Raw genomic sequence first — 14,219 nt, 5'->3', positions numbered from 1 at the left:
TCGGGGGAGGGCCTTTGCCCCACTCGACCGCTCCACGGCCCTCCCCCAGCCCCTCGCGCGAGCGGGAGGGGAGCTTCGTACCCGACGCGCTTATTGCGTCCGACATCACCGCCTATCTTGCGCAGCACCAACGCAAATCGCTGCTGCGCTTCATCACTTGCGGCTCGGTCGATGACGGTAAATCGACGCTGATCGGGCGGTTGCTGTATGATTCCCGCGCAATCTTCGCCGACCAGCTTTCGGCGCTGGAAGCCGACAGCAAACGCGTCGGCACGCAAGGGCAAAATATCGACTTCGCTTTGCTGGTCGACGGCCTCGCCGCCGAGCGCGAGCAAGGCATTACGATCGACGTCGCCTATCGCTTCTTCGCGACCGAGAAACGCAAGTTCATCGTCGCCGATACGCCGGGCCACGAGCAGTACACCCGCAACATGGTGACGGGCGCCTCGACCGCCGATGCCGCCGTCATCCTGATCGATGCGCGCAAGGGCGTGTTGACGCAGACGCGCCGCCACAGCTTCCTCGTCCATTTGCTGCGCTTGCGCCATGTCGTGCTGGCGGTGAACAAGATGGATCTGGTCGGGTACGATCAAGGCGTATTCGATGCGATCGTCGCCGATTATCGCGCCTTTGCCACAGCGATCGGCATCACCGATTTCACCGCCATCCCGATTTCGGGTTTTGTCGGCGACAATATCGCCAGCCGGTCCGACGCGACCCCCTGGTATGCTGGACCGACGCTGATCGAGCATCTTGAGACGATCGACGTTGAGACCGATGTCGCACAGGCCCGCCCTTTCCGCCTGCCGGTGCAATGGGTCAACCGGCCCGATCTGGATTTTCGCGGTTTTTCCGGCCTGATCGCCAGCGGTAGCGTAAAGCCCGGCGACGCCGTGCGCATCCTGCCCTCTGGCCGAACGACCCGCGTCGCGCGAATCGTGACAATGGATGGCGATTTGCCCGAAGCCGTCGCTGGCCAATCGGTCACGCTGACGCTGGCCGACGAAGTCGACTGTTCGCGCGGCGACGTCATCGCCACCGCCGACAATCCGCCCCAGGTCGCCGACCAGTTCCGCGCGACGATCGTGTGGATGGCCGAAACGCCGCTGTTGCCGGGCCGGAGCTATTGGCTGAAGCTTGGCACGCAAACCGTCGCCGCGACCGTGCAGGAGCCGCGTCACGCGATCGACGTCAACACGCTGGCGGAACTCTCGGTCAAGACGCTCGCGCTCAACGACATTGGTGTGGCCGAGGTCTATTCCGATCGTGATTTAGTGTTCGAACCGTTCAGCGAAGGTGCCGATTTGGGCGGCTTCATCCTGATCGACCGCGCGAACAATGCCACCGTCGCGGCAGGGATGCTCACCTTCGCGCTGCGTCGAGCGCAAAACGTGCATTGGCAAGCGATCGACATCACCCGCGCCGCACACGCGGAACAAAAAGGCCAGACGCCGCGCTTGCTGTGGTTCACCGGCCTGTCGGGCTCGGGCAAATCGACGATCGCCAATCTGGTGGAAAAGAAGCTGTACGCGCTTGGCCGCCACAGCTTCCTGCTCGATGGCGACAATGTCCGCCACGGGCTCAACAAGGATCTCGGCTTTACCGATGCCGACCGCGTCGAAAATATCCGTCGTATCGGCGAGGTCGCCAAGCTGATGACCGATGCCGGGTTGATCGTGTTGACCGCCTTCATCTCGCCCTTTCGCGCCGAACGCGACATGGTGCGCGCGATGCTGCCCGAGGATTTCGTCGAAATCTTCATCGATACACCATTGGCCGAGGCTGAGGCGCGCGACGTGAAGGGCCTTTATGCCAAGGCACGCGCGGGGAAGATCGCCCATTTCACCGGCATTTCCAGCCCCTATGAGGCCCCCGAACGCCCCGACATCCACATCGACACAACCCGGGAAAGCCCCGAAGCGGCGGCTGACCGGATCGTCGAACATATCCTGGGCACATGGAGTCCCGCACTTTGACCGAACAGACCGATGCCCAGCTTGCCCGTTCAGTCGCGCTCGCGGCAGGAGAAATCCTGGTCGGGCTGTGCGCCGAAGGAGCTTGTCCCGATTCCGAACTTGGCGATCGCGGTGATGCCGAGGCGAACGCCCTGATCCTGCGCCTGCTCCACGCCGCGCGCCCCGACGACTTCGTGCTGTCGGAAGAAGCGCAGGATGACGGTGCGCGCTGTGCCGCGCGGCGCGTGTGGATCGTCGATCCGCTTGATGGCACACGCGAATTTCGCGAGCGGCGCGAGGATTGGGCGGTGCACATCGGTCTGGCGATTGATGGCGTCGCGGTGACGGGTGCGGTCTCGCTGCCGGCCGCCCGCCGCATATTCGCGACCGACGATGCCATCGCGCCGCTGCCCCCCGCCCCCGCCCGCCCGCGCCTGGTCGTCAGCCGCACACGCGCGCATCCATTGGTGCTGCGTGTCGCAGAAGCGATCGGGGCCGATCTCGTGCCGATGGGGTCCGCCGGCGCGAAGGCGATGGCTGTGGTGCAGGGCGATGCCGAAATTTATCTGCACACCGGCGGCCAATATGAATGGGACAATTGCGCGCCCGTCGCCGTCGCGCAGGCCGCCGGGCTCCACGCCTCGCGGATCGACGGGGCCCCGCTCCGCTACAATTGCCGCGATCCCTTGCTGCCGGATATCCTGATCTGCCGTCCGGAATATGCGCAACAGGTGCTTGACGCCGTGGCTGCGGAAAATCCCGAAGCGGGATGAACGTCCTCAAAACAGGCAATTGTTTCGATGGTGAATCGGTATTAAGCCTGTTCTGACGGGTCTCCCGTCCGCTCGGGGGAGATACATCGGTGCGGTTGTTTTCGGGACTGTTCCTGCTGCTTGCAGGTCAGGCGTTGCTGGTTGCGGCGCTGCCCGGCAGCGCCCTTGTCTTCAATCTTCAGCGCGGGCAACAAGCCTATCTGGCAGCGCAGGACCGGCAGTCGCTGGCGGCGTTAAGCGCGCTGATGGCGACCGAAATTCGCTCGGGGACTCCACTGGTTGATGCATTGGCGGCGGCGCAGGACGTTGTGGACCGCAATGCGGTTGCGGGCGATGCGCTTGCGCCGCTTAAAAACCGTGTCGCGCTCTATACCCTTGCAGGTCTGCACGTGGCCGGCGCTCTGCCCGATGCCGAGGGGGTCCGCGCCGCCCATCCGGTGATACGCGACGGGCGTCCACTCGCGATTCTCAAGATCGTCACCGGAAGCGGGGCAACCGAGGCAAGCTATCTCTTCGTGCGCGACCAACTCGTCGGAATCGTCGCGGCGATGGTCGCAATTTTGCTGATCCTGCTGGTTACCGGCTATTGGATCGCCGCGCGGTGGACGCGCCCGCAACTGGCGCTGTTCCGCGCGAGCCGAGCGATTGCGCAAGGCGATTTCAACGCCGATCTCACCGAAACCGGCCCCGCCGAAACCCGCGCGACGATGCGCAACCTGGGTCGGATCGCACGGCAGTTCGACCGGCTCGAATCCGCACGGCGTACCTGGCTGGTGGCGGTGTCCGAAGATCTGCGTGTCCCCGTTCATGCGCTTGGCGAGAAGCTGGCGGGAATGCAGAAAGCGACGCCGTCCGCCGATCAGGCGGGATATGAGGAGATTGCCGAAGGCGTGCAGCGCCTGCAGGAAATGGCCGAGGACCTGCACGCCGTCGCGCTGGCTGACCTTGGGCGCTTGCCGGTTACCTTTGCCACGGTCGATCCGGTGGCATTGATCCACAATGCGGTATGGGCGAACAGCCGCCGGGCCAAGGCGCAGTGCGTGTCGCTGGAGCCCGGCCAATTGCCACCAACAACCGTACCGGTGCGGTGGGATGGCGCGCGGATCGAACAGTTGTTCACCGCGCTGATCGAAAGCAGTCTTCGCTACACTCCAGCCGGAGGCCGCATCGCACTCGGATTGGAGGGGCACCGCAACGCCTGGCGGCTGATTATCGACGACAGCGCGCCGGGCATCGATGTCGACCTCGCGCAGCAATTGTTCGAACCCTTTTACCGCACCACCAAAGCCCCCGGTGAATCGGTCACCACTTCCGGATTGGGGCTCGCTACCGCGCAAGCCATCGTTGAGGCCCATCACGGTCGGATCGAAGCGGGGCGCTCCCCACTGGGCGGGTTGCGCGTGACGGTCATCCTGCCTGCGGCACCACCCACCGCGTGATTGTAACGGTGCTACACACTGCGATAATTGTGCGTTGCAACATTTCTATACAATTGTCGTAACGCTGGCGACACGAATCACGCACACGGGACCCCGGAGAGTTCTAGACCGGGGGATCCAATGCTTTCCAAAAATCAGTTCGTCGCGGTGCGTCTGCTTGCCGCGACCGCCTTCTGCTCGAGCTTTGCGCTGTCGCCGGCCTTTGCATCGACCGCGCCTGAGGCAGCACCCGCCGCGCCCGCAACAGCGGCCGACGAAAGCGCGCAACTCGGCGACATCGTCGTCACCGCAGAAAAGCGTCCGCAAACCGCGCAAAAGACGCCGATCTCGATTTCGGTGCTGAGCGGCGCTGATCTCGCCAATCGCCACGTCGTTTCGCTCGCCGATCTTACCGACGGGTCGATCCCCTCGCTCAAGGTTGCGCCATTTTATTCGCGCAACTCGGCGTTGATCGTGAACATTCGCGGCGTCGGCGTGCTGTCGGACGGCAACCAGCCCGCGCGGGACCAGGGTGTCGGCGTGTACGTCAACGGCGTCTATCTCGGGCGTGCGCAGGGCCTTGGCACCGCGCTGTTCGACATTGACAGCCTCGAAGTCCTGAAGGGCCCGCAGGGTACGCTGTTCGGTCGCAACACCGAAGGTGGCGCGATCAATATCACCACCAAAAAGCCAACCGGCGAATTTCACGCGAATGTGATTGCCGGGCTCGGCAATTACGGCAGCTACAAGACCGAAGGGCATATCGATCTGCCATCGGTTGCGGGGATTTCGCTCAAGCTCGATGGCGTTATCAGCCACCGCGATCCGTTGGTGAAGAACCCGTTGTCGGGCGCGTCGGGCTTCAACTTTTATGACAAGCACGGCCTGCGCGTAGAGGCATTGTGGAAGCCAACGGCCGATTTCAGCGCCGATTATGCCTTCGACACGTCTTATGACGCATCGACCTCGCTTTATCTGCAGCTCCTTGCCCGTGGCAGCAACCGGCAGGCCGCGCTCGGCACGCTCCAGACCACGCGCGCCGACGTCGCCAATGTCGGTGCCCCCGAACAGCCCAGCGTCGGCAAGGTGCAAGGCCATGAACTGAACCTGGAATATCATCCGGCGCGCAACCTGACGCTGAAGTCGATCACGTCCTATCGCTACTTGACCCAGAGCCAGTACGATAACGGTTCGGCGGCGACCACGCTGTCAAACGGCTCGGGCGTGTTCACCGGCGTCGCCTTCGCGCGCTACAGCCTGGCCCAGTTCCGCCAGAATCAGTTCAGCCAGGAATTCCAGGCCATTGGCGAGCTCGGTCGCCTGAAATATGTCGCGGGCGCGCTATATTATCGCGAGAACGTCCAGGACAACGCGCAGGCGTTCAACACCAACCAGTTCACCGATGCGGCGGGCAGCACCTACACCATCCTGTCGCTCAACTATGACGCGCAGCGGATCGATCGTGCGAGCCACGTGACCACCACCAGCGTTGGTGCCTTCGGCCAGGCGACCTACACTCCCGCCCTTCTGGACGATGCGATCCACTTGACCGGTGGCCTGCGTTGGACGCGCGACGCCAAGCATGGAGAGCTCTTCACGGTCAACGGTGCGGCTCCGGTCGTATTCGGTGTAAGCGGCACGCGCTTTCTCGACGCGCATTGGTCGCGGGTCGATCCAATGCTCAACGTACTGGTTGATGTGTCGCGCGACATCCACGTTTATGGCAAGTGGAGCACCGGCTATAAATCGGGCGGTGCCAATTCGCGCTCGCTGCAATATCTCGCGTTCAATCCGGAATCGGTGTCGGTGTTCGAAGCCGGGTTGAAGACCGAGTTCTTCAACCGCCATTCCCGCTTCAACGTCTCGGCTTATGCCGGCACCTACAAGAACGTGCAGGTCGATTTCTCGGGCCTGTATGAGACGATCGTCAACGGCGTGCTGACGCGCAGCAACCGCACGACCACCGAAACGCTCAATGCGCGCGGTACGGGCGGCATCCACGGGGTCGAGGCTGACTTCAAACTTACCCCGGTCCCGCACCTGACGCTGGGCGCGTCCTACGCTTATACCTATGTCCGCATCCCCTCGACCGCCAACCCGTTCCCGGCGACCGCAGGCGGCACGGTCAACAACACTCCGGTCCCGGTTTACCAGACCTATACGCCGAAACATGGAGCAAGCGGCACGATCGACTATGAGGTGCCGCTCCAGGGTGCCACGATCCGCGCGCACCTTGACGGCAATTATGACAGCGGCTTCTACGCCAATGGCAACGACCCGCTCTATCTGGGCGCGGGCAACCCCGGCAACGTTTACCAGCCAAAGGGTGATAGCGCGTTCATCGTCAACGGCACGCTTGCGCTGGCCGATATCGACGTGGGCCGTGGCGACGCGCGTGTGACGCTGTCGGTTTGGGCGCGCAACCTGCTGAACGAACAGCATGTGTTCTACAAGGCGCTCAGCCTGACTAGCGGGCTCAACGGCTTCTTCAACGAAGCGCGCACCTTTGGCGGCCAGGTACAGGTGAAGTTCTAACGATATCCGACCCTGGGAGACAGACCATGAAGATCGCGTCGCTTCGGTTTGCGGTCGCCGCAGCCGCCCTGGCCACTGCGCCACTGGTGTGCTGGGGGCATGGTCCGTCTCCCCAAATTCATCCTACCGCAGCAACGGCAGCACCGCATGAGCGGGTGCTGCCGTTGCAGGGTGGCCGAAATTTCCGCGAGCTTGGCGGGTATCGCACCGCCGATGGTCGCCACGTCAAATGGGGCGTGCTGTTCCGTTCGGGCTCGATGCACGGCCTGACCGATAGCGATTACGCCTATCTTGAACGCCGTGGCATCCGCGTCGTCTGCGATTTTCGCGACTCCCGCGAACGCACCACCGAACCCGTCAATTGGCCAACCGCCGGGGCACCACGCGTGCTGAGCGATGATTACAAGCTCGATATGGCCAGCTTCTTGCCTGCTGGCCCGATGAAGGACTGGACCGCCGAATCGACACGTGCCGCGATGGCGGCGAGCTATCCCCGGATGCTGGTACAGTTTCACGGCCAATATCGGCGCATGTTCGATGAATTGCTCGCGGGTCACGCCCCGCTTGCCTTCAACTGCTCCGCTGGAAAGGATCGTACCGGCGTTGCCGCCGCGCTGCTGCTGACCGCACTCGGCGTACCGCGTGAGACCGTTATCCAGGATTATTTGCTCACCAATCGCTATCTCGATGCTGGCGCCTTGCTTGGCAAAGGCGGCACGGCCAACCCCGCCAATCCGCTACGCCAGATGCCAGCGCCCGTCGTGCAAGCGCTGCTTGGCGCGAATCGCAGCTATATCGAGGCGGCGCTAAAGGTACTCGACGCGCATCCCGGTGGCGCGCGTGGTTGGTTGCGTGACGAAATGGGTCTGTCGGCAGCGGATCTTACCCGCCTGCGCCATAGCTATCTCGACTGAACGCCGAGCCCCGCCTGGCGTTTCACGGGCGCTCCATTGCAATGCCGGGAGTTTTCGGTGCCGCCGTCGCCGCGACCCGCCGTGCCTGTCGCGGCATGGTGGGAATACCCGCCAACATCCTGCGATCAGACACTTTTGAAAGAATGGTGCACCCAGAGCGATTCGAACGCCCGACCCTCAGATTCGTAGTCTGATGCTCTATCCAGCTGAGCTATGGGTGCGTGGAGACGCGCTGTTAGCGGCGTCCTTTAAGAGATGCAAGTGCGTTGCGTGACCTTTCTCATCGGCATAGAGCAATTTGTGATGATGCCCCCGCTCCCGCCCGCCCGCCGCGCCCGCCCTGCGCTGGTTTTCGCCCTCATGCTCGCCCCTGCGTTGGCGAGCTGCGCGGTGCAGCCATCGATCCGTTACCCCTCGCTATTACCGCGCGCGATCGAATCCCGCAGCGATGCCGAACCCGACATCGCCATTCCGGTCGCAGTGGCGGACCCGGCGACCGATTCGGTCCTGGCCGATTTGCGCAAGACGCTCGACAAAACCACCGCCGCTTTCGCGCCCGCAGCGGAAGCTGCCGAACGCCTGGCCAGCGTCGCGCAGGGCGACAAGGTCGGCGGAGAACGCTGGATCGCCGCGCAGACGGCGCTGGCGAACCTGGACGGCTATCGCGCGACAACCTCCTCGGCGCTGACCGATATCGATTTGCTGGCGATTTCACGCGCCGCTGACGGCAAGCCGGACTATCCGGCGATCACCAGCCTTCACAACGCGGCCCAAGCCGCATTCGAAGAACAAAGCGCCCGCATTGCGGCCATCGCCGAGCGGTTGCCCGGCGCCTAACGCCCCGCCTTCAATAGCGGCAAGATGGTCGAATAATCGTCCGACCAGGCCGTGAAGCCTGCCCGCGGTTTTATCGGGGCCCAGGACGCATCGTTCGCCTTCAAAACCCGAATCACCCCGGCATCGCGCGATAGCGCGATCCACTGCGACATCGTCCCCGCATCGCGGTTGTTCGAACCGGGGCGATAGAAAAGCTGCACCGCCTGCCAACCGCCGCTCCGCGCCGCCGCCGCGACGACGGGCTCGAGATCGAGGAAGCGATTCGAGATGTGGACGAGCAACAACCCGCGCGGGCTCAGCGTCCGTGCATAAACGGCAAAGGCTTCGCGCGTCAGCAAATGCATCGGCACCGAATCCGACGAAAAGGCATCGAGCGCGAGCAGATCGAGCGAAGCCTTAGGCGCAACGGCGAGGTTCAAGCGTGCGTCGCCGAGTTCGATCGTCGGGCGTGGCAGGCACCGCGACAGAAAGCTGAACTGCCCGGTGTCGCGCGCGATTCGCACCACAGCCGGATCGATTTCGTAGAAGCGCCATTGCTGCCCGGCCTGCGCATAACAAGCCAGCGTCCCCGCCCCGAGCCCGACGATGCCAACCCGCGCACCCGGCCCGTACAGCGTCGGCAGCGCCTGCATCGCCCGGCCAACGCCCGAATGGGCCACATAATAAGCGGTCGGCGTCCGCTCGCGCCCCGGCGAGCCGAGCAATTGCGTTCCGTGGACGGTGGTGCCGTGCGCCAGTTGCCGTTGGGCGGCGTTGTGATGAACCGTATAGATGCCAAAATAGCTGCGCGTGCGCGCGTGCGGCTCCAGCGAAATCAACACGGTATAATATCCACCGAACGCGACCAGCGCCCCCAGCACCGCAATCGCAAAGGCGTAGCGTTGCCCGAGCGCGATCAATCCGACCACCACCAGCGCCGACAGAACCACCAGATGCAGCGTTCCTGCCTGATCCGTTTGCCCGGGATAGGCCAGAACCAAGGCCACCAGCGTCAGCACGGCAAAGGCCACGACGGCGATCATCGCGCGACGGCGGCGCACTGTTCCACCCCACAGCCGTCCCAGCGCGCCGAGAAGGGGTTGCTGCGGCACCAGCAGCGCCGCCGCGAGGATCAGGATCGGATATTCATACGTCCAGTCGAACACCAGCGGGGCCACCAGCGCCGCGAACACCCCGCCGAGCGCCCCGCCCACCGACATCGCGAGATAGAAGCCCGTCAGTCGATCCGGCTCGGGCCTAATGCGGTACAAGGCGGTGTGCAGCGCGACCGAGACCAGAAACAGCAGCGCCAGCGCCATGATCGCGCCGATATAGGGCAAGCCCGGGACACCCCCGACCAATATGCCGCCGAACAGCAAGATCGCGATCGGCGCGATCCGCGTCTGCGTGTCGGCCATCGTGCGATCGGTGGCAAAGGCGATGGTAAAGCTCAGCAGATACAGGCCAAGCGGGATCACCCACAGCAACGGCATCGCCACGATATCGGTGGCGATATAGGTGGAGGTGGCGAGCATCAGCCCGGACGGTACGAATGCCAGCGCAATCCAATATGCGACGCGACGACGGCTCGGCGCAACCGACGAGATCACGGGTGCCACGCTACTCGTGCCCGCACGGGGATCGACGCGCGGCAAGGTCGCGCCGCACAAGGCGACCAACAGACCGACCAGAATATAACCGCTGCTCCACAAGATACGCTGCCCCAACAGCGCCATGCCCGGCTCGACCAGCAGCGGGTAGGCGATGAGCCCCGCAAAGCTGCCGAAATTCGACGCGGCGTATAGCGCATAGGGGTTCTCCCCCTCGCGCAACACGCTGAACCAGCGTTGCAACAAGGGTGCCTGCGCCGAAATCGCGAAGAATAGCGGCCCGATCGAAATACCGAGCAGCCACGGCACCCAAATCGCCGGCTGTGCGGTTGGCCCCGGCTGCACCGCGTTGAGCCCGATCGGCAACCACAGCCCCGCGATCAACAGCACGCCCAGATGCGTCATCGCCTGCTCGCGCGCGCCCAGCCGACCAAGCCAATGCGCGTAAGCGTACCCGCCCAGCAGCAGCGCCTGATACACCAGCATCGCCGAGTTCCACACCGCGGGCGCGCCACCCAATCGCGGCAACGCCATGCGCGCCACCATCGACTGCACCAGGAACAGCAGGAACGAACTCGCCAGAATCGTGATGACGAAGAGCGGGCGAACCAGGCGTGTGGGCATCAGGCGGGACGGTCGATGCGATAGCGGATATGGCGCTTCAGCGGGCTGTCATCGGGGACGGCGGGATGGTCGAAATCGCCCCCCGCCACGCGGTACAGGCCGAGCCGCTCCATCAGGCCCCAACTGCGGCGATTGGCGGCCACGGTGATCGCGGTGATCCGTGGCGTAGCCAGATTGGTCCAGCCCCATGCCAGGCTCACCTCGGCGGCCTCGCGCGCATAACCCTCCCCCCAGGCGTCGCGGCGCAGGCGCCAGCCGATCTCGATCTCGCCTTCGAGAAAGTCATACCCCTGCTGCAAGCCGCAAAACCCCAGGAAGGCCGCGTCGCTTTTGCGTTCGATCGCCCAGAAGCAGAAGCCCGCTTCGGCCTGCCGGGCGACGCAGCGTTCATACCCGGCACGCGCCTGTTCGAGCGTCGCCAGGGGCCCGAGATAGCGCATAACCTCTTCATCCTGCCCCATCGCGTGGAACGGTGCGATATCGGCTTCGCGCCAACCACGCAGGATCAGGCGCTCGGTCTCGATCATGCGGCGGGCCGGTCGATCACGTAGACGACCATCCGCCCCAGCGGATCGCCGACCGTGTAAAGAGGGTGGTCGAAGTCCAGATCCTCACGTCGCACCATGCCCAGCCGCAGCATCAGGCCCCACGACCGGCTATTGGCGGCATTGGTCCAGGCCGAAATGCGTGGGCGATCGGTATTGGCCCAGCTCCAGGCGATGCTCGCCTCCGCCGCTTCGCGCGCGACGCCGCTGCCCCAATAGCGCTCGGCGATGCGCCACCCGATTTCCAACTCATCCGACACGCCCGTGCCGGGATAACCGCTGATCCGCACCCCACACACACCCGCGAGAGCGCGATCGGCCTTATGTTCCACCGCCCACATCGTGTGGCCGTCCTTGGCCTGGTTGACCATCAACTTGTCGATCAGCGCATCAATGTCGGCGCGCGGGCGAACGCCGCCGAAATGCGTCATCATCGCGGGCGTGTTGATAATCGCATTAAACGTCGGCTTGTCGTCCTCCCGCCACGGGCGGAGGATCAACCGTTCCGTCTCGATCACGCGCCGAGCAACCGCGCGGCATGGGCGGCGTGATAGGTGAGTACGCCCGAACAGCCCGCGCGTTTGAACGCCATCAGCGTTTCCAGCACCATCGGATCGCGTTCCGCCGCGCCCGCTGCGACCGCCGCTTCGATCATCGCATATTCGCCCGACACTTGGTACGCGAACACCGGCACCTCGAACGCCGATTTCACCCGTGCAACGATGTCGAGATAGGGCAGACCGGGCTTGACCATCACGCTATCCGCCCCCTCGGCGAGATCGAGCGCGACTTCGCGCAGCGCTTCCTCGGCATTGGCCGGATTCATCTGATAGGTTTTCTTGTCGCCTTTGAGCAGCCCGCGACTGCCGACCGCATCGCGGAACGGCCCGTAAAAGGCGCTGGCATATTTGGCAGCGTAGGACATGATCTGGACATTGTGATGCCCGCCTTCCTCCAGCGCCGCGCGGATCGCGCCGATGCGGCCATCCATCATGTCCGACGGTGCGATGATGTCCGATCCCGCCTCGGCCTGGTTAAGCGCCTGCCCGACCAAAGCCTCTGAGGTGATGTCGTTGACGACATACCCCGCTTCATCGACCAACCCGTCATGCCCGTGCGTGGTATAGGGGTCGAGCGCGACGTCGGTCAGCACGCCAACCTCGGGCACCGCATCTTTCAACGCGCGGATCGCGCGGCACATCAGATTGTCGGGATTGAGCGCCTCGCGCCCGTCATCGGTGCGCAAATGCCCCGGCGTATTGGGGAACAGGGCGACGCACGGAATCCCGAGATCGCGCGCCTCGCGCCCGCGCGCGACGATGTTATCGACCGACCAGCGCGACACGCCCGGCAACGAAGCGATCGGGTCTTCCACCCCCTGCCCCTCGGCAATGAACAGCGGCCAGATCAGGTCGGCTGGGGTCAGCACGGTCTCGGCATAGAGCCGGCGGCTCCAGGCGCTGGCGCGGGTGCGGCGAAGGCGAAGGGCTGGATAACGTGCGGTCATGCGACGCGTTCTGGAACCGCGTGCGTGCGTGCGCAAGTGAGTCGGTTGCTTAGGGCTTTCCAGCGGGCACGACCAAGCGTTGCCGCCGCCAGCCGCCATAGCGATAATAGACCGACGCCATCACCAGCGTGGCGACCGAGCCGAGCGGAAAGCTCCACCACAGCGAATCCGCGCCAAGCACACCCTTGAAAGCGAGCGCAAAGCCCAGCCGCACCGGATACATCGCGACGATGAGCATCACCAGCGGCGCCCACACTGCCCCGTTTGCCCGCACGGTCGAAAACAACACCATCGTCATGCCGAACACGATGAAGTTCCAGCTCGCCAACACCTGAATATGCCGCGCAATCGGCAGTGCCGGGCTGTCATCGCCGAGGAACACCGCCATGACCGGTCGATCGAACGCGATGATCGCCACCACCAGCGTCGTCGTCAGCAGCGCGCTGAACACCAGGCCCGAGCGCGTAATGCGATCGACCCGATCCCACAGCCCCGCGCCGATATTCTGCGCCGCCATGCTGCTCACCGCCGCCCCCACCGCGAGCGCGGGCATCTGGACATAGCCCCATAGCTGCATCGACACGCCATACGCCGCAGTCGTGTCCACCCCATAGCGGTTGACCAGCCCGGTCATCGTCAGTGCCGCAAACGACACCACCAGCATCTGCGCGCCCATTGGCAGCCCCTTGGCGATGATGGTGCGGATCAGCGTCGCCGATGGAACCAGCCAGGTCAGTTCGTGGCCGCGCAGCCGGATCGGCAAATCGCGCCAGTAAATATAGACGAGCAGGCCCAACGCCGCGACATGCGCGGAAATCAGCGTCGCGAGTGCCGACCCGGCAATGCCGAGCACGGGCATCCCGAACCAGCCGCGAATGAACACGGGGTTCAATCCGCCATCGAGCACGACGCTCAGCACCGTGAACCACAACGGCGTGATCGAATCGCCTACGCCGCGCAGCGCCATGCCGAGCAGCACCAGCAGCATCGTCGCGGGCAAACCAAGGAAGATGACGCGCAAATAGGCGAGCGCCAGCGGCATCGCGCTGGCCGGGGTGGCGAGCGCTTTCAGGATTTCGGGCGTGAAGATCCAGCCGAGCGTCGCGATCACCACCGCCGCGCCCATCACCAGCCCGACCGACGCGCCGAACGCGCGGCGTGCGCCCTCGATGTCGCGGCGGCCGATGCTCTGGCCGATCAGGATTGTCGCCGCCATGCCGAAGCCGAAGATGCCGGCAAACATCAGGAACATGATGGTGTTGGCATTGGCGGTCGCCGCCACCGCGCCTTCGCCCAGGAAACGCCCAACCCAGATCGTGTTGATCGATCCGTTGAGCGACTGGAGAATGTTGGCCCCCATTGTCGGCAACGCGAAGGCAAGTAGCGTCCGGCCAATCGGCCCGGTGGTGAGGTCGTGCTTGCCGGGGCGGGTGGGCCTGGACGGGCGGTGCCCGCTTGCCGACGCTCCTTCTTCTCCCCTCCCGCTTGCGGGAGGGGGTGGGGGAGGGCCTGTCATGATAGG

Annotated in this window: 11 protein-coding genes and 1 tRNA gene; 6 read left to right on the top strand and 6 right to left on the bottom strand. The window is 64.3% G+C overall.

The genetic code is table 11. The features are described from left to right. Positions 1-14: 14 nt before the first annotated feature. From cysN to WC704_RS15530, 5 genes are all read left to right on the top strand, one after another. Complete coding sequence (gene cysN, locus WC704_RS15550; RefSeq protein ID WP_372891512.1) at positions 15-1,976, top strand: sulfate adenylyltransferase subunit CysN; 1,962 nt, start codon at positions 15-17, stop codon at positions 1,974-1,976. Continuing rightward, positions 1,973-2,728, top strand: coding sequence for a 3'(2'),5'-bisphosphate nucleotidase CysQ (locus tag WC704_RS15545; protein ID WP_372891510.1), 756 nt, complete (start codon positions 1,973-1,975; stop codon positions 2,726-2,728). The genes cysN and WC704_RS15545 overlap by 4 nt, the downstream gene beginning before the upstream one ends. An 89-nt stretch (positions 2,729-2,817) precedes the next feature. After that, positions 2,818-4,167, top strand: coding sequence for an ATP-binding protein (locus WC704_RS15540; RefSeq protein ID WP_372891508.1), 1,350 nt, complete (start codon positions 2,818-2,820; stop codon positions 4,165-4,167). A gap of 120 nt (positions 4,168-4,287) precedes the next feature. Beyond that, positions 4,288-6,681 carry a TonB-dependent receptor gene (locus WC704_RS15535; RefSeq protein ID WP_372891506.1) on the top strand — a complete coding sequence of 798 codons (2,394 nt, stop codon included), beginning with the start codon at positions 4,288-4,290 and terminating at the stop codon, positions 6,679-6,681. A gap of 26 nt (positions 6,682-6,707) precedes the next feature. Beyond that, positions 6,708-7,595 (top strand): tyrosine-protein phosphatase, encoded by an 888-nt coding sequence (locus tag WC704_RS15530; protein WP_372891504.1) that lies wholly within the window; start codon positions 6,708-6,710, stop codon positions 7,593-7,595. Between the two features lie 144 nt (positions 7,596-7,739). Here the strand turns inward: WC704_RS15530 and WC704_RS15525 are convergent. After that, a tRNA-Arg gene (locus tag WC704_RS15525) sits at positions 7,740-7,816 on the bottom strand. 82 nt (positions 7,817-7,898) lie between these two features. On the opposite strand from WC704_RS15525, the gene WC704_RS15520 reads away from it, so the two are divergent. Then, a complete protein-coding gene (locus WC704_RS15520) occupies positions 7,899-8,432 on the top strand; it encodes a hypothetical protein (protein WP_372891502.1) in 534 nt (177 codons plus the stop codon). On the opposite strand, the gene WC704_RS15515 is transcribed toward WC704_RS15520, so the two are convergent. From WC704_RS15515 to WC704_RS15495, 5 genes are read right to left on the bottom strand one after another with little or no spacing between them, the layout of a single operon-like run. Next, entirely contained in the window at positions 8,429-10,645 is a 2,217-nt protein-coding gene (locus WC704_RS15515; RefSeq protein ID WP_372891500.1) for a spermidine synthase, read from the bottom strand. The two genes, WC704_RS15520 and WC704_RS15515, sit on opposite strands and share 4 nt — an antisense overlap. Further along, entirely contained in the window at positions 10,645-11,172 is a 528-nt protein-coding gene (locus tag WC704_RS15510; RefSeq protein WP_372891498.1) for a GNAT family N-acetyltransferase, read from the bottom strand. The genes WC704_RS15515 and WC704_RS15510 overlap by 1 nt, the downstream gene beginning before the upstream one ends. After that, positions 11,169-11,708 carry a GNAT family N-acetyltransferase gene (locus tag WC704_RS15505; protein ID WP_372891496.1) on the bottom strand — a complete coding sequence of 180 codons (540 nt, stop codon included), beginning with the start codon at positions 11,706-11,708 and terminating at the stop codon, positions 11,169-11,171. The genes WC704_RS15510 and WC704_RS15505 overlap by 4 nt, the downstream gene beginning before the upstream one ends. Beyond that, on the bottom strand, positions 11,705-12,697 hold the full coding sequence (hemB, locus tag WC704_RS15500; protein WP_372891494.1) for a porphobilinogen synthase: 993 nt from the start codon (positions 12,695-12,697) through the stop codon (positions 11,705-11,707). Before hemB ends, WC704_RS15505 begins: the two co-directional genes overlap by 4 nt. Positions 12,698-12,746: 49 nt before the next feature. Further along, positions 12,747-14,213, bottom strand: a complete 1,467-nt coding sequence (locus tag WC704_RS15495) for an MATE family efflux transporter (protein WP_372891492.1) — start codon at positions 14,211-14,213, stop codon at positions 12,747-12,749. Positions 14,214-14,219 lie beyond the last annotated feature (6 nt).

The organism is Sphingomonas sp., assembly GCF_041661885.1.
Classification (GTDB): Bacteria; Pseudomonadota; Alphaproteobacteria; order Sphingomonadales; family Sphingomonadaceae; genus Sphingomonas.
This window is presented reverse-complemented; position numbering and strand designations above follow the sequence as displayed.

Coding starts and splice junctions, on each gene's coding strand:
- WC704_RS15515 (WP_372891500.1), bottom strand. CDS start 10,645: ATGCCCACACGCCTGGTTCGCCCGCTCTTCGTCATCACGATTCTGGCG.
- WC704_RS15520 (WP_372891502.1), top strand. CDS start 7,899: ATGATGCCCCCGCTCCCGCCCGCCCGCCGCGCCCGCCCTGCGCTGGTT.
- WC704_RS15510 (WP_372891498.1), bottom strand. CDS start 11,172: ATGATCGAGACCGAGCGCCTGATCCTGCGTGGTTGGCGCGAAGCCGAT.
- WC704_RS15495 (WP_372891492.1), bottom strand. CDS start 14,213: ATGACAGGCCCTCCCCCACCCCCTCCCGCAAGCGGGAGGGGAGAAGAA.
- WC704_RS15530 (WP_372891504.1), top strand. CDS start 6,708: ATGAAGATCGCGTCGCTTCGGTTTGCGGTCGCCGCAGCCGCCCTGGCC.
- WC704_RS15535 (WP_372891506.1), top strand. CDS start 4,288: ATGCTTTCCAAAAATCAGTTCGTCGCGGTGCGTCTGCTTGCCGCGACC.
- hemB (WP_372891494.1), bottom strand. CDS start 12,697: ATGACCGCACGTTATCCAGCCCTTCGCCTTCGCCGCACCCGCGCCAGC.